Below are 25,673 nucleotides of genomic sequence, written 5' to 3'. Positions count from 1 at the left end.
AGCCTAGACCGAGTTAGATAACTCATTAAAACCGTTCGTTTGGGTTACCCCTTGGAACTGGAGCGCATTCTAGAGATTTCTGGCTTCACGTCAACACCTAATTGTCATTAAATTGCGATTAAATGTTTGTTTGCTTTTTAATTGAACTATTCGGCTATTTTACGGACTAATCACTACGTAGTTAGCAAGATTTGGCTAGCAGTTTTTCCAAAACCCATATTTTTATGTACAAATAAACAGGAGATATAATGTATTTTATGCTCTATATTGTATTTGCGCATAATAATAATAACAAACTACAGATAAAGTGGGGTTCACCACGGTGTTTGTACAGAGAGCATAACAAATGAAAAAACTTATCATCTTGTTAATGCTTGCTGGCATTAGTAGTACAGTTGTGGCGAAGGATGTTGCCGAATATAAACATGAACGTTTGATTGCTAAGATATTAAACCAACAAGTAAAGAAACAGAGATCAATTCAAAGTAGTGTCCATGCCATACTTTCACGCTATCCAGAGAAAGTAGATGTTGTTATGGCCGTGGCTTTTGCCCGATATCCAGAAAAATATCGTGAAATTATGTTGGGTGCTTTATCTGCGCAGCCTGTTTTGGCCTGCGATGTTATACAAAATTCGATTAAAGCTAAAGTTGCCCCTAGTACTGAGCTGGTTGAAATAGCTATTACTGCAGAACCCGCTTATGCTCAAGAAATAGTTAATACTGCGGTTAAATTTAATCCAAGTGAAATAGAAAATATTGTCCGAGTTGCCATCAGGACTGAACCTTACGACGTTAGTAACATAGTTAACAACACCGCATCAAATTACCCTAGTCAGATATTGAATATTTTAACAGCCGCTATTACAGCTATACCGGAACAGGCAAGTAATATAGTTAAAGATATATTAGCTTTATTTCCTGGTGAAGCTGACCGAGTAATTGCCACCGCGGTTAATCAAAGCACTGATAATCATAATAATGCTATTGTTAAAGCCGCTATTGATTTAGGATTTGATAGAGATTCAGCAATTGCTGCTGCAATAGCCGGTGGTGCAAAACAAGAAACCTTAGCAAAACTTAATAACTAAGCCGTTAATTGTTATATAAAAAAAGCCCAGTAATTACTGGGCTTTTTTATACGATTATATTATACGGTTGTGATTGCGCTAAGCTAACTTTGTTCACGCTCGATCGCTCGATAAGCGATATCAGTACGATACTCAACACCTTGCCAAGAAATTTGTTTTAATAATTCATAGGCTGATTGCTGCGCTTGAGTGACATTATTACCTAATGCTGTTGCACACAAGACACGACCGCCTGCGGTAACTATTGCACCATCTTTTTCAGCTGTACCTGCATGGAATATTTTTCGATCAGTGACAGTATTTGTCTCTAGACCAGAAATAACATCGCCTTTGGGATAACTAGCAGGATAATTAGCTGCCGCCATTACCACGCCTACTGCAGGGCGAAGATCAAAATCGATTGTTGCTTGGTCTAACTCACCACGACAAGCCATGATACACAACTCAACCAGATCAGATTTTAATCGCATCATGATTGGCTGGGTTTCAGGGTCACCAAAACGACAATTGTATTCAATAACTTTTGGGGTACCATCAGTATCAATCATCAAGCCCGCGTATAAAAAGCCGGTATAAGGTGCACCTTCTCTCGCCATGCCCTCAACGGTTGGCATGATAACTTCATTCATAGCGCGTTGATGGATCTCTGGTGTCACAACAGGTGCTGGAGAATAAGCGCCCATACCACCAGTATTTGGTCCTTTATCACCATTATAAGCACGCTTATGATCTTGGCTGGTAGCAAAGGCTAAAACATTTTTGCCGTCAACCATCACAATAAAGCTAGCTTCTTCACCTGCTAAGAATTCTTCAATCACCACACGATGACCCGCATCACCAAAAGCATTGCCGGCAAGCATATCTTTAATACCGTCTTCAGCTTCTTTTAATGTCATCGCAACAATAACGCCTTTGCCAGCGGCAAGGCCATCAGCTTTAACAACAATTGGCGCACCTTGTGCACGAACATACGCAAGTGCAGGCTCGATTTCAGTGAAGGTTTGATAACTACCGGTTGGAATATTATTTCTTGCTAAAAAGTCTTTAGTAAATGATTTTGAACCTTCAAGTTGTGCCGCTTTTGCACTGGGTCCGAAAATCATTAAACCTTCTGCTTGAAAAGCATCAACAATGCCATCTACTAAAGGCTGTTCAGGCCCAACAATAGTTAGCACGATCTCGTTGCTTTTGGCAAAGTCGACTAAGGCTGGAATGTCGCCAGCTGATATGGCAATATTTTCCAACTTGGCTTCTGTAGCCGTTCCTGCATTACCCGGTGCAACAAATACTTTTGTTACTGAAGATGATTGTGCAGCTTTCCACGCTAATGCGTGCTCACGACCGCCATTACCAATGACCAAAACATTCATTTACTTACATTCCTAATATTTTAAAATTGCTATAACCTGCAGATATCAAGTTATAGCAGCTCAATTATGTTATTTTACAAATTTTAATGTCATACGATCGCTTTCGCCAATCGCTATATATTTTGCTTTATCTTGTTCGCCTAAACGTAATACTGGCGGTAAGGTCCATACACCTTTTGGATAGATGGCCATATCTTTAGCATTAGCGTTGATTTCACTGCTTGCTACTAAAGTAAACCCTGCCGCTTTGGCTTGTGCAATAGTTTTGCTTTGCGATACATAACCCTTTGCTTTTTCAGCGTCAACGCCTTCAGGTAGACGATGTTCTACCACACCTAACACGCCACCTTTTTTCAATGCTTTGTAAGCGTCTTTAAAAGCTTGCTCTACACCTTCATCGCGCCAGTTATGTAGATTACGAAAAGTCAGTACCAAATCGGCTGTACCTGCCGGTGCAAGTTCACTTGCTTGACGCGGAATAAAGTTAGTTAACTCTACTTCGCTAAATACGTCGTCACTGGCTAATTTTTCAACTAGCTTTTTACGTGAATTACTATAATAGTTATCTTCGCCAGTATCGGGATAATGAGCACCGTAAAGTTTACCTTTACCTTTTACTGCTGGGGCTAAAATTTCAGTATACCAACCACCGCCGGGGGTAATTTCAACCACAGTCATTGACGGATCAAAACCAAAAAATGCTAAAGTTTGTAACGGATGACGATATTCATCACGCGCTTTATTTTTTGCTGAACGATGTTCGCCAGCGATAGCTTTTTCAAGCTGACTTTGCTGATGAGCATCCTGATGAGCGTTAACAAAACCAGAACATAATAAAGTTGCAGACACGATTGACGCGGTAAAAACTTTTTTGAGAGTTTGAGCTGTTGTATGCATTGTTATCTTCCATTAACTAGTGAATTTTTATACAGGCTAGTTATAGCAGATTTCGTTCAGATGATCAGTGCTGTTACTCATATCTTATCGACAAAAAACAGCATTTGAACTTAATTGAGTGTGTCTAATGATTAATTTTATTACCCAGACACTACTTAGCATGATTTCTGCAATAAAAATGCTCAGAATAATTAACTCTATCTGAGCATTTTTATTTTACCATTTTGACTTAATGACGAAAGTGACGCATACCAGTGAATACCATGGCGATATTATGCTCATCTGCAGCAGCAATAACTTCATTATCACGCATAGAGCCACCCGGCTGAATTACCGCAGTAATGCCTGCTTCAGCAGCAGCGTCCAAACCATCACGAAATGGGAAGAATGCATCTGATGCCATAACAGAGCCTTTAACTTCAAGGTTTTCATCTGCCGCTTTAATACCCGCTACTTTTGCTGAGTAAACTCGGCTCATTTGGCCTGCACCAACCCCGATAGTTGCACTATTTTTAACGTAAACAATTGCGTTCGACTTAACAAATTTTGCTACTTTCCAACAAAATTGTAAATCACGCATCTCTTCGTCCGTGGGTTGGCGTTTAGTCACTACCGTTAAGTCGTCACTTGTTACGCTACCTTGATCCGTGTCTTGAACTAATAAACCACCGTTAACGCGTTTAAAATCAAAACCAGTAGTTTTACTTGTCCATTGACCACAGACTAATAAACGCAGGTTAGCTTTAGTGGCAACAATTTTTGCAGCTGCATCTGACACGCTAGGTGCGATAATAACTTCAACAAATTGACGAGACACGATTGCTTGCGCAGTATCTGCATCTAACTCACGGTTAAACGCTATGATGCCACCAAACGCAGACGTTGGATCCGTCTTATAAGCGCCTTCATAAGCCGCTAAAATATTATCGCCAATAGCAACACCACATGGGTTTGCATGCTTAACAATAACGCAAGCGGGTTCATCAAATTCTTTAACACATTCTAATGCCGCATCCGTATCAGCAATGTTGTTATAAGATAAGGCTTTGCCTTGCAATTGAGTTGCCGTAGAAACTGACGCTGCTTCAGGATTCGCTTCTTTGTAAAAAGCTGCTTCTTGATGCGAGTTTTCACCATAACGTAAATCTTGAGTTTTAATAAACTGGCTGTTAAAAGTACGTGGAAATTTAACTTTTTCACCTACTGATGAGTCAACAGATGCTGCTGATTCAGTTGCGCCATACGCAGGTAACATTTTACCAAAGTAGTTAGCAATCATACCGTCGTAAGCTGCCGTGTGCTCATAGGCAGCAATAGCCAAATCAAAACGTGTTTGATAAACCAAAGAATTATTGTTTGTCGCCATTTCTGCTAACACACGGTCGTAATCATGGGCATTGACTACTATGGTGACGTCTTTATGATTTTTAGCGGCTGCGCGCACCATAGTTGGGCCACCAATATCGATGTTTTCTATGGCATTTTCTAATGAACAATTTTCATCAGCAACGGCATTGGCAAATGGGTAAAGATTTACCACCACCAAATCTATCGCACTGATGTCGTTTTCAACCATAACAGTTTCGTCGATACCACGACGCGCTAAAATACCGCCATGTACTTTCGGGTGTAAGGTTTTAACTCGACCATCCATAATTTCTGGATGCCCGGTGTAATCAGATACTTCAGTGACTTTAATGCCATTTTCGGCCAATAACTTAGCGGTGCCGCCTGTTGATAAAAGGTCGACACCTTTTTGTGATAACGAGCGAGCAAATTCAACAATACCGGTTTTATCTGAAACACTTAATAGTGCACGTTTGATTGGGCGTGGTGTATCCATGGTTTTCTAATTACCTATAAATTAAAATGATTGTCTGGCCTATGACACATATCTGTTTTACATTATTGATATGCGGTAGTTCTTAAATGGCATAAAAGCTGACTACTTGGATAACTTTTATCTCTCTAAAAACAAAAAAGCACCCGAGGGTGCTTTTAATTGACAGGCTAGCCTGTCGTACTTCTTAGTTCATGCCGTATTTTTTTAACTTTTTACGTAAAGTACCACGGTTGATGCCTAATAAGTTAGCGGCGCGGGTTTGGTTACCGCGCGTATATTGCATGACTTCTTCAAGCATTGGCGCTTCAATTTCTGAAAGTACAAGGTCGTACATATCATCAACGTCATTACCGTTTAACTGAGACAAGTAGTTTTTAATGGCTACTTTTGCTTGTGTGCGTAAAGGCGAGGCCTTTGTCTGAGTTTGTAGATCACCGGTAATAAATGGAGAGGAAATATTTTGTTCAAACATAAAGTTCAGACTCTTTCTAAAGTTAAATTATCAAAATACATAGTTAATGCGTCAAGTTGTTCAGTAACTGACTCGAGTGCATTAAAAATAGAACGAAACGATTTTCCTTGTTCATGCGTTTGCATGTACCAAGAAACATGTTTACGGGCAAAACGTAAACCCATAAATTCACCGTAAAATTTGTGTAATTCCATTACATGCCCAATCAAAATTGTGCGTACTTCATCCGTTGAAGGAGCAGGCAAATGCCTACCCGTTTTCAAGAAATAATTAATTTCTTGAAAAATCCAAGGTCTCCCTTGGGCACCACGACCAACCATAATGGCATCAGCCCCAGTGTAATTCAGCACTTGCTCCGCTTTTTCGGCACAAGTAATATCGCCATTAGCAACAACTGGAATACTCACCGCTTGCTTGATTGCTTTAATGGTGTCGTACTCTGCATTGCCTTTATAAAAGTCATTACGAGTACGGCCATGCACCGCAAGTGATTGTATGCCGTTATGCTCAGCAATATTGGCTATTTCAATACCATTGCGAGTGTTTTCACACCAGCCGGTTCGAATTTTTAACGTGACTGGAATATCCACCGCATTAACCACAGCTTTAATAATTTGCTCGACTAATGCGGGCTCTTTCAGTAACGCTGAACCTGCTAATTTTTTATTTACCTTTTTTGCTGGGCAGCCCATATTGATATCAATAATTTGTGCGCCATTATCAGCATTATGCTTAGCTGCAAAAGCTAATTCTTCAGGATCCGAGCCCGCGATTTGTACGGAACGAATACCTGCTTCTTCGCTATGCAACATTCGACGCTGAGATTTACCGGTATTCCACACTTTTGGATTAGATGACATCATTTCAGATACCGCTAAGCCTGCCCCCATCTGACAACATAGTTGTCTAAATGGTTGATCGGTAATACCCGCCATGGGTGCAAGCATAGTATTGCTTGCTAAAGTGTATGGACCTATCTTCACGCTGCTGTTTTTTTGAGCTACTAGTCAAAAGGGCGCTAAGTTTACGTGTTTTTTTTGGGATTGAAAAGGATATAAATTGAACAAAACGCGCTTTTTTTCACGTTTTTCGTGTTGACATTTTCTAAAGTGTTGATGCGAGCAGTTTCTGTACGATTTGATAACAAAAGCTGCTCATTTTTAGGCCATTAATCGCCAACTAATAATAAACTAATAACGAACACCAGATAAACGTACCCATTCGTCTTGAACAGCAATAGCGTCCATCTGACAAAATTCAGCATACTGAGTTTGTAATTGTTCGGCTTGCTCTTCTAAAACACCAGACAAAGCAAGCACACCATTGCTCGCTAGATAGTTAATAATAACTGGAGCAAGTTCACGTAATGGTCCGGCTAAGATATTTGCCACCACCACATCAGCTTTAAATTCAGGTTGGTCTTTCGGTAAAAATAATGCCAAACGGTCTTCACAGTGATTGCGTTTCGCGTTTTCTAAACTCGCTTGTAACGCTTGTGGATCGATATCAATACCAATCACTTTTTTTGCGCCTAATTTAAGCGCGGCTAATGACAAAATACCTGAGCCACAACCAAAATCAACCACGGTTTTGCCGACTAAGTCTAAACCGTCCAGCCAAGTTAAACATAAAGCGGTTGTTGGGTGGGTGCCCGTACCAAATGCTAGACCGGGGTCAAGCATAACGTTCACCGCACTAGGGTCAGGAACATCACGCCAGCTTGGACAAATCCATAAACGTTGGCCAAATTTCATCGGATGGAAATTGTCCATCCATTCACGTTCCCAATCTTTGTCTTCCAACTGTTCAAGCTTATAAACCATTTTAGCTTTGTCTGGATGGATACCTTTTAAATAATTCAACACCTTGTCCATATCATGACTGGCATCATATAAGCCCATTACCACAGTATTATTCCAGTAAATAACTTCATCACCCGGAAGCGGCTCATATATAGGTGTATCTTTAGCGTCAATAAAGGTCACCGCTTGTGCGCCACAAGCACTCAACCAATCGCTATATTTTTCAGCTGTCTCTTCATTGGCACTTAATCTAAGCTGGATCCAAGGCATGTTTTTTCTCATTAAAATTTTTTGCTAGTTTATCACCCTCTACCGCGACAAAATAGCTACTTTAGCCATATACTCAAGCAATAACTACAGATAATCTGGCGATTGATAGCCTTTCGTCATTGCTAGAGTAATAGCAAAATAAACGTTATCGAAATGCTAAAAATAATATCATGACGTTTGAGGTTTACAGCTGTATTAGCTTGCTCTTAACCACTCAACATTGTCGGTAAAGAGGCTAGTGTATAACAACTGCTTAATAGAAAAAGTCAGGCTAGCGATATGATACTCGACATAATTTAAGTCACACGAATAGCCGCGCACCAAATAGCCAAGATAAAATTCTCTCCTGGGCCTTGTTCCCAACTCACTGGAACGCAACCTCAAGTAGCTATCTTTGCCAATGACTTATGCTACCGACTTATATAGTGCCGTAAGATTAAAAAATCTAAAACGCTATTATGTTCGTATGAACAAAGGCCTTAGGTAATATCAAGGCTGATGCAGATTACCAAATGACTTAACCCAATGACTTTAAGCCAATGAAAAAAATGAATAGCGCTTTACCAGCAAGGTAAATAACTTAGCTTTATACTCAATATTACTTACGCTGCGCAGATATACATTGCCTGTTCTGATAAAGTAAAACTTCATTTATACTCAATATACTAGCGTGCATACCTTAGGGATAAAAATGTTAGATCTACTACCCGATTTATTTGATGATCACAGCGAACAGCTTTCTTTAGCTCAGCCGATTTTTAACGACTATGGTGGTCACACTATCTTCTCTGGCGAAATAGTGACTGTTAGCTGTCATAATGACAATTCCAAAGTCAAAGAGTTGGTAGCCACCGACGGTACCAACAAAGTGATGGTGGTTGATGGCAAAGCGAGTATGACTAACGCCTTACTCGGTGACATGCTAGCTGAGCTAGCCGTAAAAAATGGCTGGCAAGCCATTGTTATTAATGGCTGTATACGTGACGCGGGTACTATTGCAACCTTACCCATTGCGGTAAAAGCCCTTGGCTGCTGCCCAATAAAAACCGAGAAATTGGGTAAAGGTGAAATTAACCAGGTTATTCACTTTGCCGACTTAAGCTTTAATCCTGGTCAATATATTTATGGTGACGCTAATGGCTTAGCCATTAGCAAAGTATTAATCCCCTTTTAATGATTACCCGCTTAGTCAGCACAGTATCGCTAAGCGGGTAAATAAAGCCAAAAAACAGAGTAAAATAATGAAGTACTTTCCTATATATCTAGATGCCAAACATATTAACGCTATGATTATAGGTGGCGGCGAGGTAGCAGCACGTAAAATAGAGCTGTTATTAAAATCGACAACTAACATTTCTATTATGTCTGAAACCCTGAATAGCAGTGTTGAGCGTTTGGTGAATTTGCACCAATTAAATTGGCTCAAGCATAATTATCAACCCGGCCACCTGAGCAAGAGTAATATTGTCATTGCTGCCACCGACAGTGTTGAAGTTAATAGCGCGGTGGCCGCAGAAAGCACTCAGTTAAAACTACTGACCAATGTCGTTGACCAACCTGAACTGTGCACCTATATAACTCCGGCTATTATTGACCGAAGTCCCATCATAATTTCCATGTCGAGTTCTGGAAGCGCACCTATTTTACTGCGGATGTTACGCGAGCAAATTGAAAAAACATTACCTAATGGCTATGGAAAATTAGCTGACTTTTCTTTTAAGTTTAGAGACCACGTAAAAGCGCGCGTGAAAAGCTTACGCGAGCGTCGCACTTTTTGGGAGCGCACTTTACGCGGCAGTATCGGACAAGCTATTTTAGATGGTAAAACTACTTCAGCTGAACAACAGTTAATTGCCAGCTTACAAACACAAGCGCCGCCACCCAGTGGTGAAATTGTTTTTATCCATACCCGTGACGGTAATCCCGACCACTTAACCCTTAATGCCCATCGAGAAATGCAATTTGCCGATGCGGTTTTTTACGACCAAGCGGTTAATATCGACCTGATAGAATATATTCGACGTGACGCCAGCAAGTTTCCTCAAGCAATCGCCTCAAGCATTTTGATTAATGTCCAACACGCATTAGATCTAGCCGAGCAAGGTGAGAAAGTGATTTACTTACTCAGTGGCGCTGTCGATTTGCCTGAGAATAAAACCTTGGCAGAAAGCGCTATTATCACCAAGCATATATATAGTGGCAACTAATGCCTTGAGTTGAGTTGAGTAACGCCTAACGCCTAACGCCTAAGATAATGACTATTCGAATACTGAAGTAAAGTTACTCCCACAACGACATCACACCAAAATAAAGTAATACCACTAGCCATGGGCTCTAACAAAGAGCTCACGGTTTTAAATCGCTAATAAAAAAACCAACACCCTTGCCGCTAACGCAATTATTTGGCTGTTCTGCAGCTCAGGTGCCTTAATGTTGATGCGGCTTGTCGACCAAAGCTGGGCGATTATGCACCGGCATTGAAAAACCTTGGTTAATCATGGTGGCCAAAAACGGGATACCTTCATTATCGCCGATATCAGCATAATCTGTGCTTTGATAACTGGCGTATTGCTTAAGTAGTGATACTGTTTTTTCCGCATTAGGTTGAAATTTTGTCAATTGCCATTGTCGCGTTAACTCGACATCGTTTACTTGAAAAAACTTTACTAACTGTAATTTTGGTAACCAAGTTAACTGATATTCTCTGTGTTTATCTTTCAATACAAAGTGTTGCTCAAGTAAACAACCCGCTTTGTTCTGCTCTACCAGCTGCATCTGACTCAGTTCGGGTGTCATAACCAACTGAAAAGCATCTTGCCACTGCGGTTGATGTCTCAATTCATTAGGTTGATATTCTATGGTGTGTTGATACTTTTCAAATGCTCGGTTTAGCGATAATCGATTACCGTTCAACAACCAAATATCGTTAATACCTGCGCTGACATTTCGTTGCAGCACGGTATTATTATTGCGGTGTAGTTCAAACAATTGCTGAACTGGCTTTGTCATCCGCTCGCTATTAGCCGCTTGAGTACTTAGTTGATAATAAGCACTGATCACATTAGGTGAAATATGGCACTCACTGGCGCTACTGCTCAAAGACAAAAGGCATAATAATGCTGAAATAATTTTCATAATAAAACCAACTCAGGGTAAATAGGTCAATAAATAAAAGGAAGTTGCCATGTTTAATCTGACAACTTCCCTGCTACAGCATTTGCTAAAGCACGAGTTAATTTAGCGCTTGCTCAGCTTTTACAACAAGGTCTGCGGCATAATCCATCACGTGGAAAATCACACTTTGCTCATTGGTACCGGTAATTAAATGCGCACCAGGACCCTGGGCGTAAATACCCACATCTTCACCCGCATGGGTTTCCGAACTTGTGGGCACTAAGGCTTCTTGATGAAACCCCGTAGACTGGGTATCCACCATACTAAGATCTTGACGGCCAGTGACGGCGTCAGCGCTATAACTCGCATCGGCATTAGTTTCTGCACCTAAATCTCTAAAGCCTTTGCCATTGGTATAACCTAATGTTGTGTATGGCATACCGTCACTTGCTAGGCTTGGTTCTGTGCTACCCACACTCACCACTTTACCTAAAATAGGGTTGCCGCGTTTGGGATAGCCTGCCATCGTAAAGACATGACTATGATCCGCGGTAACAATAATTAAGGTTTCTTCTGGATTGGTCGCCTCAACCGCAGCCTGCACTGCATCAGCAAAAGCAATTGCATCTGTTAAAGCGCCATGTGCACTACCCGCATGATGACCATGATCAATCCTGCCGGCTTCCACCATTAAGAAAAACCCTTGCTCGTTATTATCAAGTATATCAATCGCTTTATTAGTCATCTCGCGTAAAGACGGCTCACCGGCAATGTCATTAACGCGATCTACTTCATACTGCATGTGCGATTCATTAAATAAACCAAACAGCCGCGGCGTGGTATTAGCATCAACCGCATCAAAGCCCGCTTGGTCGGTAACGAAACTGCCCGCTGGATACTGTGCTTGCCATTCTGCGGTTAAATCTCGGCCATCGGTTCTATCACCTTCTACAGCACTGGCTGCATCGGTACTATTAAAGGCCGCATCTTTTGGTAAGAAGTGTCGTCTGCCCCCGCCTAGCACTACTTCTATGCCGTTAACTTTTGCACCAGAAAATCGGCTTTGCATATCATTTTCAAAACTAATCAATTGTGAGGCAATATCAACACAGCCCGCGGCCACAGCAGCAGCTGGCATATCAGAGTTATCTTCCCAGTTTCTCTCTGCCGATTTAGCATAAGTTGCCGCTGGCGTAGCATGCGTAATACGTGCAGTAGAAATAATACCTGTTGATTTGCCGGCAATTTCTGCTAATTCTAATGCGGTTACTAGCTCATTTCCGGAGACTGAAGCACAGTCGCCGCGACTAATGGCTTCGTTTACACCAATAACACCTGCATCGGTTTTCACCCCTGACATCATCGCGGTCATGGTGCCCGCAGAATCTGGCGTTTGTGCATCAACATTATAGGTTTTAGCAAAACCAGAAAAAGGGAACTTATCAAAACTTAATTGATGTTCTTCACCCAATTTACCTAACTGTTGGCCTGCTAAAATGCGTGTTGCTGTCACAGTAGAAATACCCATACCATCACCAACAAACAAAATAATATTTTTCGCTTTGCCTTTAGTATTAACCAATGACTGAGAATTGAGTGCGGCTTGCGCTAAAACACTTTGGCCTTGCTCATACCATAAATTATGAGTGGTGGCGGCCAATGACGAACCTTGTGTTTGCGTTAGTGTGGGTGAACAAACAAATTCTGTTGCATCGACTTCATTAGTATCCAATACGCCAGAGCTATCATCATCAACACCTGAATCAATTTTTACCCCACCATTAAGGCATTGTGCATGGCCAACCTTTAATAAGGTTTGGCTAACCAGACTATTGAAAGCACTTTCGCCGTCAATACCATTGCTACCATTTGAACCGTCATCTCCGCCGCAACCTGCTAATACAGTCAATACGGCTAATGATAAATTTTTTACTGTTTTCATGATTAATTCCTTTCGATTAGCCAGTTAGTTAGCAATTAAGCCAAGCGATTGATTGATGATATGAAACACAACACTTTGTTCGATAACGCCTTGTGCCAAATGCGCTCCAGGTCCTGATGCGTGTAAACTAATATCTTCACCTGCATGGGTTTCAGAGCTCAGTGGCACGGTAGCCTCTTGATGAAATCCTGTGGTGGTGGTGTCTACTGTGGTTAGATCTTGACGACCGGCAAGTGCATCATCGTTATAGGTTACGTCTGCATTGGTTTCATTAACCAAGTTTCTAAAGCCTTTACCATTGGTATAACCTACTGTGGTATACGGCAGGCCGTCACTTGCTAGAGCAGGTTCAGTTGCGCCAACATTAACCACCTTACCTAATATTGGATTGCCACGTTTTGGGTAACCGGCAATGGTAAATACATGGCTATGATCGGCTGTAACTAAGATTAATGTTTCTTCAGGATTGGTATTATTGATAGCGGCTTGTACTGCGTTAGAGAACTCGATGGTATCGGTTAAGGCATTATAAGCAGAGCCCGCATGATGACCATGATCAATTCGCCCTGACTCCACAACAAGAAAAAAGCCTTTGTCGTTATTATCAAGAATATCAATGGCTTTACTGGTAAGTTCAGTTAACGAAGGTTCACCCGCAATATCATTACTGCGATCGCCTTCGTATTGCATATGCGACTCATTAAATAGTCCCAACACCCGCTCAGTGCTACTCGCGTCAATGGCATCGAAGCCTGCTTGATCGATAATATACTGACCGGTTTGATATTGTGCTTGCCATTTAGCGGTTAAATCAACACCATCGGTGCGATCGCCTTCAACAGCACTACTGGCATCTGCACTGTTAAAGCTGGCATCTTTTGGTAGAAAGTGTCGACGACCGCCGCCAAATGCCACTTCAATCCCATTAACATCTACCCCTGGAAAACGCTGTTCTAGATTTTTCTCAAAATCAATAAGTTGGGTTGCAATATCGACACAACCAGCCGCTACCGCTGCTGCTGGCATATCAGAAATATCTTCCCAATTTCGATCCGCTGATTTTGCAAAGGTTGCCGCGGGTGTCGCATGGGTAATACGTGCCGTTGAAATAATGCCGGTTGACAAGCCTTTAATTTCAGCCGCTTCTAATGACGTGACTAATTCGTTACCGCTGAGTGAAGCACAATCACCACGTTCAATATCTTCATCAACACCAATCACACCAACATCTGTTTTCACACCTGACATCATAGCGGTCATTGTGCCAGCAGAATCTGGCGTTTGTGCGTCAACATTATAGGTTTTAACTTGTGCAGAATAAGGAAACTTTTCAAAACTTAAGTAGCCTTCCTCGCCCGTTCTTCCTTCGTTTTGCCCGGCTAAAATTCGCGCAGCGGTTAAGGTTGACAAGCCCATACCGTCACCGACAAATAGAATGACATTTTTGGCTTTATTACGTGTTATTAGTTTGGTTTTAGCTATCACTGATTGCTGACCATCAACAAACCACTGACTGTCTTTTTGTACGTTTGGTAAAACCCCAGCAACAGCGACGCTAGAGAGTAAAAAAGATGACAAAGCTGAAAGTGAAACCCATGTCGAGTTCATAATGCTTCCTTTGGTGTTATTTTTAGTTAAAGTGAGTTTGTTAATGCCGATGCATTAACACCACTAACATGCTAAGCAGTAAAAATGACAGTAAGGTAAAAGAAAAATGACCGAACGATGAAGGTTTTATAACGAAAGTGTGACAGCCGGTTTGTTGCTGGCTTATATTGCTCGATAAACTAGCAAGCGTCGGGATGAACCAGGTCAACTTGTATATATAAGATTTAGCTGTCATTTATACTACCAATGCAATCGCGATTAGCAGCGTAAATACCACGACTACGAGTGTGGGATGAAGATGAATTATCGGGGTTACTGCGCGGTGCGTCGTATTATTTCTTGATTGAGATGAATATTGCTTGCCAGTATTGATCTACGTGTCGATAAGGTCATTGCTATCGCACCACCTTTTATAAATGACAAAGTAGCTGTTGTAGCCCCTAAAAATCTTCTGCCAATAATGGCCAATACCTCGACACTATTCATCACAGCCAGTGATGATGAATACGCAAATCCAGTCGAAAATAATTTACTATTGAGTTTAATTGCAGGTCAGCAGAAGCAACGTATTGATTTTGATAGTGGTCATATATTGCCCGCTCATTACGTCGAACAATTAGACGTTTTCTTAAAAAATTAATCTTAATCGAATAGTTAAAGTGCCGCATAAAAGATAGTTGGTGCTAATAAGCACCAACTATCTTGATGTTATTACTAGGTTTTTATCTACAACTAACCAGATAAATAGCCAGTATTAAAATTAATACTTAAAAATAAATAAATCTACTTGCTATTTATTCACCTTACCATTACGATCGTAATCGATAATCATTCGTATTTAGATTCTTATTGGTATTAATTTAACATGTATATTAAAGCTAGCATATCAGCGCTGATTTTGGCCTTACCTATGGACACCATAGCGCAAACAACGCCAGACAAAAATCAAACAGAACATATTGTTGTCACGGGAACCCGTACAGCCAAACTACTGAGTAACTCACCAGTTTTAGTTGATGTTATTGACGGTGAAACTATTGCAAAAATCAGCCAAGGGACCTTAGCGCAAGCACTTAACTATATTCCTGGTATCGTAATAAAACGTAGCGTAAAAGACGGCTACAACATTCAAATGCAAGGTTTTGACGGCGACCATGTTCTAGTGCTAATTGATGGTCAGCCAATTGTTAGCCCTACGGGTTCATCCGCAGATTTAGACCAAATCCCTGCTAGTAATATCGCCCAAATTGAGATTATTCGTGGTGCTGCCTCGGTTATGTACGGCAGTGCTGCCATGGGTGGTGTTATAAATATTATTACCCATAAATCTGATCAGCCTTCACTACAGCTTGATTACGATGTTAGTCAATACCAAGGTAACAACATTGAAGATGGTGACCTTAATCACACCATAAAAGTAAATGCAGTTGAAAATTTCGTTGGCTGGCGTACGCAATTAAATGCCTTAATTATTGATGACCAAGGCTATGATTACGACAGTAATACCGTTAGTCAAGACGCTGCTAGTGTTGATAAAAAATTCATTACATTGCGCGCAAATAAAGCCCATAAAAATCTTGCTACTAGCATTAAATATCAATGGTTAAGTGATGAAAAACTTCGTGATAGTTCGATAATTCCTGGGCAAAGCGAGGTTATTTTTTACCAAACGAATGTTGATCAACAGCAAATAGATCTGGGATTAAAAAGTACTAAACATCCCAAAACGCCTTGGCAAATTAATGCCAGATACATTAACCATCAAGAAACCAGTGGCCAATCAAACAGCTTACGTGACACGACTATTACCTTATCAGAAATTAATGGCCAAAAGGTCTTTCAACTAGGCAACATTGAGCTAGTTACAGGTGCAGCCATTCATGCTGACCAACTTGATCAAGATAAACCCGCTGTAAACGTTATTGAAGTTGACAATGAAAGCCGAGGAAGCGTTGAAGTATTTGTGCAAGGCAACTGGGTGAAACCAGACTATCAGCTCCTTGCTGGTATGCGCAGCCAACATGATTCAGACTTTGGTTGGCATGACGCGCTTCGACTTAGCAGCATGAAGAATTTTTCCTTAGGTAAAGGTAAGTTGCAGTGGCGCGCAGGCATAGGCCAAAGTTATCGCGTACCAAACTTAAAAGAACGTTTTTATATTTTTGACCACAGCGCTTTAGGCTATATGGTTTTGGGTAATAAAGCGCTTGAACCTGAAACAGCTGATTCACTTAACTCAAGCTTAACCTTTAATAGCACCTTAGCTGATAATGTAGTCGACTTGCGTAGCGATATTAGTGTGCATTTTTCAAAAACTGACAATCTTATTGATTCAGTCATTGATGTGGAGAAATCACAAAAAACTGGCCTATCTATATATCAATATCAAAACATCAGTGAAGCGACAATTCACGGTTTCAATATCAGTACGCAATTGACCTTTAGCCAATGGAAAACTCAATTAAATTACAGCTACTTAACCAGTGAAGATGAAAATAACCAGCGCCTATTCTCCCGCCCGCGCCATCAAATTAAATTCAACATTAATTACGATATTGACGCATACGATATCGAAGTTATCGCCTACGCAGTTTATCAAGCGGGTGAAGCAGTACCTGATAGCTACCAAGGCGTCGAAAATAACGAATACACCACGTTTAACACGGTATTTAATCAAGCCATAACAAACAACCTGTCATGGCGAATAAGTGTTGACAATATCTTTGATGAACACAAAAAGCCGACTGCAAGCAGTCAAAATTTATTTGATGCAAGACCTGTTAGTAGCCGCACTATTAGTGCCGGCATTAGCTACCAATTTTAGGGAACATAGGGAAATAACATGATATTTGACAAAAGTTTAAACAGTACATTGAAACTAACCAGCATAGCACTGTGTGTATTATTAACCGCTTGTGGTGGCAGCGATAGTTCAAGTAAGGAAACCACACCTGAACCAACACCTACGCCGGCAGCGCCGACACAAGCTGATATTAGTGGCCCACATAGCACTGGCAGTACTAGCGAACCAGTATTTGTTTACTACGATTTAGACTCTCAAGCTGTTGTTGAATTAGCAACAGCAGAAGCCGCAGCGGCAGACACTGTGTGGGATATCGCCTTTAAACGTACCGGTATTTATCTTAATCAAAACAGCGAAAATGCCATTACCGCCTATGCAATGGGCAATAACAGTGACTTTTTTGATACCGATGGCGCTCCTATCGCTTCGAGCTTTATTGCCGCAAATGCTGAAACTGAGTTAGCTGCATATTTAGCGATAAAAACTAGCGATATTCCAACAGATGAAACATTGTTTGTCGGTGATATTACCTCAAATATTATTGAAGGCTTCTACGACTATGACTCGACCACACATGTGGTTAGTGCCGCAGATACCAAATACTTTATCACTAACTCAGACGCTGCCTATACTAAGTTTAGAGCAACAAGCATTGCCACTGTTGGTCAAGGTATAGGTGAAATTACCTTACAAACTGCTTACCAAGGTAGCAGTGACGTTGCTTTTGCCACAGAACAAGCGCTGGTAATCGACGCCGCATTGACCTGTTCTGGTGACGTAATTGATGTGTATGTTGATTTTGATAGTAATCAAGAAGTAACTGAAGCTGATGCTTGGGATATCAGCCTGCCTTGTGCAGAAGATAAAACGAGCGCAAGTTTCGAAATAAACCTTGCTGATGATGCACAAGCATTACAAGACTTCGATAACAGCTATGAGGCTATTGATCCTGCTGCAGCCGAATTTTTAGGTTTTCAAAGCAGTAGCTATTCAATAAACGCGTTCAAATCTTTTGCTCATAATTGGTACCAATACGCACTTAATGGTGGGCATTTATTGTGGTCACAATTCGACATTTACTTAATTAAAACACCAACAACAACGCATAAGCTACAAATAACCAGCTACTACGATGAAGAAGCTACATCGGGTAATTACAGTTTCAGAGCTGATGAAGTAACCGAACTTGCTGGCGAAGCCGCTAATGAGTAAACCCGAGTAAACCTCATACTCAAGGCGCAACCCTCTCGCGCGCCTTGAGTCCCTGACTCACCTTCACTGTTTATCACTTAAATTAACTACCTGTTAGGAAATACTATGATCGCCCTGATCGAACAAACCATGTATCAGCTGTCCGATTTTTTTATGGCACCTGTGCTATGTCTTATTGCATTACTCTTTATTTACGCGCTATTTGCTAGTGGACAATTTTTTAGTCAAACCCTGCAGCGTCGTCGCCACTATAAGTCGTTTATAGAATTACTTAACAGCCAATTAGGCCATAAACCTGAATTAACATTAAACGGCTACCCAATGGCAAGTTTGGCAAATGAAATACCCAACATCAGCCAAGACCAGCTTGATGTCGCGGCATTAAAAGAACTTGAAGGGGTACGTAACGTCAGTCGATTAGCACCTATGTTAGGTTTAATCGCCACCATGATCCCAATGGGTCCAGCCTTAAAAAGCTTAGCCGATGGCAATATACAAGGCATCAGCGAAAATTTGATTGTCGCATTTTCCGCAGTAATTTTTGGCCTAATTATCGCCTCAATTACCTTTTGGATCGCGTCAGTGAAAAAGCGTTGGATGGTTGAAGAACTCGTTGCCTTAATGCCGTTAATTAACCCTAAGCCATATGATGATGTGCGCCAAGAACTCGCTTTACCCGTGCACGCTGTGGAGAAAGATTATGAGGTTGCTTGATGAAGATGAAGGCATTAACCCAGCATTATCGGTCGTAAACTTAGTTGATGTGTTTTTAGTATTAGTGGCAGCATTATTAATTGCCATTGCACAAAATCCATTGAACCCCTTTCTCGCCGAAGATGTCACCGTTATTAAAAATGCCGGTAAAGATAATATGGAAATTATCGTTAAAAAAGGCAATACCATCGAAAGTTTTAAAAGTGATGGAAAAACGGGTGCAGGCACAGGTAAAAAAGCAGGCACGGCCTATGAAATGGCCGACGGCAGCATGATTTACGTAAAAGAGTAGCGATATTTATCATATGAAAAATTCTTTAATTAAAATTTCTATCTTATTGTTTTCCTACATTACTTTTATCAGTAATGTTTTTGCTGAAGCACCGAACGCTAAAAACAATCAAGCACCAACAGCCAAAGCACATAGTGTGCTATTTATCAGTACGGCACATGCCAATACGGCCAAAATCACCTTGTTAAAGAAAATCGCAAAAGAAAAAGTTAATTCGACTTGGCATATACAACAAAAATCAGCAAAGTCATTACTAGACGCTACTCACCAAACTGGCACACTCGTTGCGCTTTTTAATCAATACGACTTAGTCATTCTTGACGCAGTATCTGGACGAGAGGCCAGCGCCACTTTTGACAATTACGCCAAGGCCATCTCGCAAGTTAGTGCTAGGGTTGTTGCCTTTAAATACTTACAAAACACCAAGCTAAATAAAGGCTTCAGCGCCAATAGCGCCAGTACCTTAGAAAATTATTGGCAGAATGCAGGACGTCGTAATCTCGATAACATGCTGTCATATATTGCAGAAAATGTTATTAAAGCCAAGCAAGAAAGCACAACGGCAGAAATTTCAACAGTACCCACCGTCAGCAAAGTACCCGCACCGATTATTTTTCCACAACAGGGAATTTATCACCCGGCATTGCCAGACTTAATGATCAAAGATTTAGCCGAATATAAAAAACGCCGACCGGTAAAACCCCAACAACCGAAAATAGCAGTGCTGTTACAGCGGGCATTAATAGAATCTGAGCAAACCCAGTTAATTGACGCCACCATTGCCCAACTAGAAGCCAGAGGCGCCTATGTTGTGCCGTTCTTTTTCAAACTTAGTCCTGTGACCAATGACTATAGCCATTTACTACAACTGCCAATCACTAAAGATGGTCAAGTTGTTGGCCAACAAACCGATGTTGATCTGATCATTAACTTTCGTAACATTCATTGGGCTAACCAACGTAAAGTCGAGTTTGAAAAATTCAATGTGCCCGTCATGCAGGCCATGACTTACTATTCTGGTGATAAAGAAACATGGGAAAATGACATGCAAGGGGTCAGCGCCAATATGATGTCATTCACTTTAGTGTTACCAGAAAACGCTGGCGTGATTGATCCTATGATCGTGGCTGCAATGAACATGACAGATCAAAAAGTTGAAGTTATCGACTACCAACTAAAGCACCTAGTTAACAAAGCGATTAACGTCGTTAATTTAAAATATAAAGCCAATAAAGATAAAAAACTCACCCTATTTGTTTGGGGCGACAAAGATGTTGGTGCTTCCTTTATGAATATTCCTGAAAGTATTGAAGCCATTAGCCAACGCTTAGCCAATGAAGGCTATAAAACCGCAGAACGTGATGCAGAATACTTTGTTGCCAATGCCAAGAAAATACTCGATCCCTTCTACCGTGATTACCAATTAACCGAATTGTTAGATAATGACTTAGCCGAGTTGATGCCAATTGATGACTATTTAACCTGGTTTAATGCCCTGCCCACTGAATTAACGCAAAAAATAACTGACCATTGGGGCAAGCCTCAAGACAACTTTATGTCGGTAGAAAAAGACGGTAAACACTTTTTTATCCTGCCACGTATTCGCAACGGTAATATGTTGATCATGCGCCAACCACCGCGCTCTGATAGCAAAAATGATGAAAACATGATTTATCACCAAGGCTTAGTGCCTATCAATCATTTCTATCTTGCGGCTTATTATTATGCCCGCGAGTATTGGCAGTCAGACGCTATTGTTCATTTAGGTACGCACGGCTCACAAGAATATTTAGGCGGTAAAGAACGTGGCTTATCTATATATGACCAAGGTAATTTAGCGGTTTGGGATACGCCTGTGGTCTACCCATTTATTGTTGATGATGTTGGCGAAGCTATGCAAACCAAACGCCGTGGCCGCGCTACCGTTATCTCACACATGACGCCGCCATTTGCTGCTGCCGGACTAGAAGGCGACATTCGACATTTGCATGAATTAATGCACCAATATAAACAGCTCGACCAAGGTGGCGTAAAACAAAAAACGGCCGTCCAGCTGACGCAGTTATGCTTTGATACCAATATTTGTAAAGACTTAGCCTGGGAGCAAGCGCAAATTGATCAAGCATTTGATGAATTTATTGACGCCTTACACATTCACTTAGAAGCTTTGGCAACAGCGAATCAACCTTTGGGGTTACATACTTTTGGTTATATTCCAGAACAAGCCTTAACGATATCAACCTTAGTGCAAATGCTTGGCAACGATTTTACTGCACGAGCCAGTGAGTTTGAACATGAGCACTATACCAACAACTTAACGGGCGAAAATAATGAAGATGACCGTGATAATCATAGTCATACATACCATGAGAAGAGTCATGAGAAGATCAATGGAAAGAGTCGTGATAAAAAACATGATACATCCACAGAAAACGACATTACTCGTTTATCAGGTTATTTAACCGTTAAAAACTACATCACCGCTGCCGCAGATCAATCAGCCGAACGCCCGGTGCCAGTTACTGAGCTAACAACTGAACTGCAAGCGGATATTGCACGAGGTAAAAAGCTGTATCAAAGCATGGCCAGTATTCATGAGCTAGATGCCATGGTCGATTTTCTGAGTGCTAAATATATTCCAGTTAAGTCTGGCGGAGATCCTATTCGTCACCCAGAATCTTTAGCCACCGGCTATAACTTATTTGGCTTTAACCCTTCACGCGTGCCAACAAAAGCCGCCTTTGAACAAGGTAAAGAGCTGACAGAGCAAATGGTCGCTAATTACTATCAAAAACATAAACGTTATCCGGACAAAATGGCCTTCTCATTATGGTCAATTGAAACTATGCGTCACTACGGCGTACTTGAATCTCAAGTACTTTATGCCATGGGTGTTAAGCCAAAATGGAGTACAAGCGGCCGTGTTATTGGCACTGAAATAATTCCCTACAGTGAATTAAAACGCCCACGTATTGACGTTGTGGTATCAGCCACAGGTTTATACCGCGATGCTTTTCCTAATGTTATAAAAATGTTGGCAAAAGCGGTCAATCAAGTCGCAGCCTTAAAAGAAGACAACAACTCTATTTGGCAAAATAGTCAAAAAGTAAAAGCTGACTTACTGGCCGAAGGTGTTGATGAAAAAGAAGCCGAGTATTTATCAACTATTCGAATTTTCTCAAATCAATCAGGTGATTATGGTACCGGTGTTGATGATGCCGCATGGGCCAGTGATACATGGGAAACGGATAAAAAAATATCAGATAACTATTTAGGTAAAATGGGCTACTTCTTCGGTGCAGATAATAGCCGCTGGGGACAAAAAGCGGCGAATACTCAAGGTGAAGAAGTACAACTTTATGCTAAGCAACTTTCAGGTACCGACATTGCACTATTTGCCCGTTCATCGAACCTTTTCGGCATGCTAAGTACTGATGACCCGTTTGAATACTTTGGTTCACTCAGCTTAGCCGTGCGTAATATCGACGGCAAAAGCCCCGACATGGTAGTGGCTAACTTACGTGACGCTAAAAACGCTAAAGCTGAAGATGCCAGTTTATTTCTTGCCAAAGAACTGCGTACTCGCATGTTTCATCCACGTTGGATAAAAGAGCTACAAAAAGAAGGTTATTCTGGTGCTGTGTCATTAGCGTCGAAAATGGATAACTTTTTTGGCTGGCAAGTGGTTGATCCTAGCCTGATCAGAAACGATCAATGGGACGAATACATGGACATTTATATTAATGATAAATTGACCTTACAACTTGATGAATGGTTTAAAGAGATCAATCCCGATGCCTTTGCACGTATGATGGAAAGAATGTTGGAAGCAGAACGCAAAGACTATTGGCAAGCAGACCCTGAGCGTTTAAAGCAATTAGTCGAGCAATATATAGCCGTGGTTAATAACAATGACTTAGTGATTTTAAATGACGCGGTAAAAGCGCATGTGAATGAACTTTCCGAAGGTTTTGGTTTAGCGCCACTGGTCACGAAAACCATGGAAGCAATGGCGGCGAGCGCCAAAGCACAGCAAGCCAGGAACAACCAACAACTGAGCAAGCAAAAAAATAAAACAGCACCAGAGACTAAGCCAGAACAGCAAGTTGAAGGTCAAAAACTTAATAAACAAAGCACGCAAACCATGGAGCCTAACAACTTTGCTTACTATAGCTTAGCGGGTATTTTATTATTAATAGCTTGCGGCGCAGCGTGGCAAAGTAACAATAGAAAAGCAAATAAAAATCAGTTATTTATAATAGCTAAAAACAAATAATTCAACTTAACTTGCATATTGTAGCCTCAACAACAGTTGAGGCTTTTTTATACTGTATCTGGCGATATTTTTCTTAACATTGACATCATTCAATCAAAATAATAAATAGTGACTAAATACTCAAAATACATACAAACGTTAACAATGTTGATAACAGTAGAGTTTCCAATAACTAAACTAAAGCTTAGTTATCGGGATAATATTAAGCTGACTATTTTCTCGCGACTAAATGTACTGTACTGGTGGCGCGCTCAAGAAAAGCGCCTTCACAGTAAGCACAGCCATAAATAGAGCTCAAACATACAACTCAAATTAGGAGACAGTATTCTCACTCTTATTAAACGTAAAACGGTACCCGTAACGGATACCGTTTTTTATTCCTATCTATGATTGATATTAGTGAATCATTTAGTACTATACCGATCAGGTTTCAAGGTTAAATTTACTCGAAAATTTTACGCTAACAATAAATGTCATTAATTTTGTATAGACCGTTCAACTCAGCTTTCCAGTTAATAATCTGAAACTGTTTTGCTACAAAGCGACTACATAAGATCTTGTCTAGGCAACTTAATAATCTTTTATGATCTTAAGTGAGAGTGTTTGAGTCTCCCCGCTTGCAAACTCCAGCGTAATTTCAGTTTGATCACCGTCTTGCAATGACCTATTAGGATGCTTTAACATCAGATGTTTTCCTCCCGACTCAAATTTTAGCTGAGCGCCAGGTTCGATGTTGAGCTCTTCCAACTCATTCATTTGCATCATACCGTCTTCCATTTTCATTTCGTGAAATTCGACTAGTCCAAAATCCGGACTGCTGGCTACCATCAATTGCACAGGTTTGTCACTGACATTGATAAGGGTCATAAAACCAGCGTTTGTTGTTGCTTTAGGATGAGCCTCACGTACCCAGGCATTCATGACAGCAACTACGTCAACACTAACAGGTAATGCAACCACCTTAGACTGTCGATAGGCTTTAAGCTTACTCACTAAAGATGTAGGTGGGGCTGCATTTGGATCGTGTAACTCATCCATGTACGTTATCAATTCCATAACTTCCTGCTGATTAAGGCGTAGATTCGGCATAGGTAAATTATTGTACTTTTTAAGTAACGCTAGCGCGATAGGATCTTTATTGGCTATCATTTTATCAGGGCTGCGTAGCCATTTTATTAACCACTGCTGTTCACGACGCTTTGTGACCCCTAACAAATCTGGGCCGATATCATCTTCATTCTCAACCCCATCGACAGAATGGCAGGTCGCACAACGGGTTCTAAAAATTGGCTCTCCTAGGGTGAGTGGACGCAATTCTGGAGCGGTGTCATAATCATCTCCTTCTTGTTTGGAGACCCATCCACTTAACCAGTTACCAAGTTGGTCAGCCAAAACATGAGGGTTCTCAAAAGGTGAACGGGTCATCCACCTACCTGTTTTTTGATTGCCGATAATCATACTCACGTTATGATTATTTTTGTTGGGTCCGGTATCTATGCCTTCAACATACAAGCCTAACTTACGGCGTAATTCTTTAATTTCCTCTTTATCACCGGTCAGGAATGTCCATTTTGCGCCAAAGCGTTCACGATATTCAGCCAATACTGCTGGGGTATCATTTTCTGGGTCGATACTTATGGAATAAAAATGAACATCATTGCCAATTCTATCACCCATTATCTTTTGCACCCGCGTCAGTTGGGCGGTTTCAAGTGGGCAAACATCAGGGCAACTGGTATAGATAAAGTTTATTGCTACAATCTTATCTTTAATTAAATCATCAAAAAATTTTACTGTTTTCCCTTCATGGGTGATGAGTTCAGTATTTGGGAAGTAATCCCCTCCCCATATCGATTCTGCCGATATAGAAAATGTGGATACTAGCAGTAATATCGCGGCACTCGCTATTGGTAATGGGTTAAACATAACTTTCTCTCGCTTGTTTTATACTACCTGCATTGTCAATTA

General features: G+C 40.9%; 19 protein-coding genes. 9 read left to right on the top strand and 10 right to left on the bottom strand.

What is annotated here, in order from left to right:
- The first annotated feature begins 346 nt into the window (after nt 1-346).
- A complete protein-coding gene (locus H4J65_RS04610) occupies nt 347-1,090 on the top strand; it encodes a hypothetical protein (RefSeq protein WP_182196033.1) in 744 nt (247 codons plus the stop codon).
- Between the two features lie 83 nt (nt 1,091-1,173).
- Here H4J65_RS04610 and purD read toward each other — a convergent pair whose 3' ends face one another.
- The 6 genes from purD to prmA all read right to left on the bottom strand — a co-directional run bounded on the left by purD (nt 1,174) and on the right by prmA (nt 7,744).
- Complete coding sequence (purD, locus tag H4J65_RS04605; RefSeq protein ID WP_182196028.1) at nt 1,174-2,460, bottom strand: phosphoribosylamine--glycine ligase; 1,287 nt, start codon at nt 2,458-2,460, stop codon at nt 1,174-1,176.
- 69 nt (nt 2,461-2,529) lie between these two features.
- Nucleotides 2,530-3,357: a class I SAM-dependent methyltransferase gene (locus H4J65_RS04600; protein ID WP_182137373.1), complete on the bottom strand. Its 828-nt coding sequence runs from the start codon at nt 3,355-3,357 to the stop codon at nt 2,530-2,532.
- Nucleotides 3,358-3,586: 229 nt separating this feature from the next.
- Nucleotides 3,587-5,200 (bottom strand): bifunctional phosphoribosylaminoimidazolecarboxamide formyltransferase/IMP cyclohydrolase, encoded by a 1,614-nt coding sequence (purH, locus tag H4J65_RS04595; RefSeq protein WP_182186090.1) that lies wholly within the window; start codon nt 5,198-5,200, stop codon nt 3,587-3,589.
- Nucleotides 5,201-5,384: 184 nt separating this feature from the next.
- Nucleotides 5,385-5,672, bottom strand: a complete 288-nt coding sequence (gene fis / locus H4J65_RS04590) for a DNA-binding transcriptional regulator Fis (protein ID WP_044832893.1) — start codon at nt 5,670-5,672, stop codon at nt 5,385-5,387.
- Between the two features lie 5 nt (nt 5,673-5,677).
- A complete protein-coding gene (gene dusB, locus H4J65_RS04585) occupies nt 5,678-6,655 on the bottom strand; it encodes a tRNA dihydrouridine synthase DusB (protein ID WP_182137371.1) in 978 nt (325 codons plus the stop codon).
- Nucleotides 6,656-6,862: 207 nt separating this feature from the next.
- A complete protein-coding gene (gene prmA / locus H4J65_RS04580) occupies nt 6,863-7,744 on the bottom strand; it encodes a 50S ribosomal protein L11 methyltransferase (RefSeq protein ID WP_182186092.1) in 882 nt (293 codons plus the stop codon).
- 691 nt (nt 7,745-8,435) lie between these two features.
- Here prmA and H4J65_RS04575 point away from each other — a divergent pair.
- Both H4J65_RS04575 and H4J65_RS04570 read left to right on the top strand, forming a co-directional pair.
- Nucleotides 8,436-8,918: a putative 4-hydroxy-4-methyl-2-oxoglutarate aldolase gene (locus H4J65_RS04575; RefSeq protein ID WP_182192172.1), complete on the top strand. Its 483-nt coding sequence runs from the start codon at nt 8,436-8,438 to the stop codon at nt 8,916-8,918.
- A 67-nt stretch (nt 8,919-8,985) separates the two neighbouring features.
- Nucleotides 8,986-9,951, top strand: a complete 966-nt coding sequence (locus H4J65_RS04570) for an NAD(P)-dependent oxidoreductase (RefSeq protein ID WP_182196024.1) — start codon at nt 8,986-8,988, stop codon at nt 9,949-9,951.
- Between the two features lie 220 nt (nt 9,952-10,171).
- Here H4J65_RS04570 and H4J65_RS04565 read toward each other — a convergent pair whose 3' ends face one another.
- The 3 genes from H4J65_RS04565 to H4J65_RS04555 all read right to left on the bottom strand — a co-directional run bounded on the left by H4J65_RS04565 (nt 10,172) and on the right by H4J65_RS04555 (nt 14,408).
- A complete protein-coding gene (locus tag H4J65_RS04565) occupies nt 10,172-10,879 on the bottom strand; it encodes a hypothetical protein (RefSeq protein ID WP_182196019.1) in 708 nt (235 codons plus the stop codon).
- A 97-nt stretch (nt 10,880-10,976) separates the two neighbouring features.
- Entirely contained in the window at nt 10,977-12,800 is a 1,824-nt protein-coding gene (locus H4J65_RS04560) for an alkaline phosphatase (protein ID WP_182196016.1), read from the bottom strand.
- A 24-nt stretch (nt 12,801-12,824) separates the two neighbouring features.
- On the bottom strand, nt 12,825-14,408 hold the full coding sequence (locus tag H4J65_RS04555; RefSeq protein WP_182196011.1) for an alkaline phosphatase: 1,584 nt from the start codon (nt 14,406-14,408) through the stop codon (nt 12,825-12,827).
- Between the two features lie 355 nt (nt 14,409-14,763).
- Here H4J65_RS04555 and H4J65_RS04550 point away from each other — a divergent pair, with 355 nt between their 5' ends.
- The 6 genes from H4J65_RS04550 (at nt 14,764) to H4J65_RS04525 (ending at nt 23,705) form a co-directional block, all read left to right on the top strand.
- Entirely contained in the window at nt 14,764-15,048 is a 285-nt protein-coding gene (locus tag H4J65_RS04550) for a hypothetical protein (protein ID WP_182196006.1), read from the top strand.
- A gap of 225 nt (nt 15,049-15,273) precedes the next feature.
- On the top strand, nt 15,274-17,232 hold the full coding sequence (locus tag H4J65_RS04545) for a TonB-dependent siderophore receptor (RefSeq protein WP_182196001.1): 1,959 nt from the start codon (nt 15,274-15,276) through the stop codon (nt 17,230-17,232).
- An 18-nt stretch (nt 17,233-17,250) separates the two neighbouring features.
- Nucleotides 17,251-18,423, top strand: coding sequence for an HmuY family protein (locus H4J65_RS04540; protein ID WP_182195998.1), 1,173 nt, complete (start codon nt 17,251-17,253; stop codon nt 18,421-18,423).
- A gap of 105 nt (nt 18,424-18,528) precedes the next feature.
- Nucleotides 18,529-19,137, top strand: a complete 609-nt coding sequence (locus H4J65_RS04535; RefSeq protein ID WP_182186119.1) for a MotA/TolQ/ExbB proton channel family protein — start codon at nt 18,529-18,531, stop codon at nt 19,135-19,137.
- Complete coding sequence (locus H4J65_RS04530; RefSeq protein WP_126667454.1) at nt 19,124-19,429, top strand: DUF2149 domain-containing protein; 306 nt, start codon at nt 19,124-19,126, stop codon at nt 19,427-19,429. The genes H4J65_RS04535 and H4J65_RS04530 overlap by 14 nt, the downstream gene beginning before the upstream one ends.
- A 13-nt stretch (nt 19,430-19,442) precedes the next feature.
- Complete coding sequence (locus H4J65_RS04525; protein WP_182195995.1) at nt 19,443-23,705, top strand: cobaltochelatase subunit CobN; 4,263 nt, start codon at nt 19,443-19,445, stop codon at nt 23,703-23,705.
- 570 nt (nt 23,706-24,275) lie between these two features.
- Here H4J65_RS04525 and H4J65_RS04520 read toward each other — a convergent pair.
- Nucleotides 24,276-25,631 (bottom strand): copper chaperone PCu(A)C, encoded by a 1,356-nt coding sequence (locus tag H4J65_RS04520; protein WP_182195992.1) that lies wholly within the window; start codon nt 25,629-25,631, stop codon nt 24,276-24,278.
- Nucleotides 25,632-25,673: the final 42 nt, after the last annotated feature.

This window comes from Colwellia sp. MB02u-9, from assembly GCF_014077085.1.
GTDB lineage: Bacteria > Pseudomonadota > Gammaproteobacteria > Enterobacterales > Alteromonadaceae > Cognaticolwellia.
This window is presented reverse-complemented; position numbering and strand designations above follow the sequence as displayed.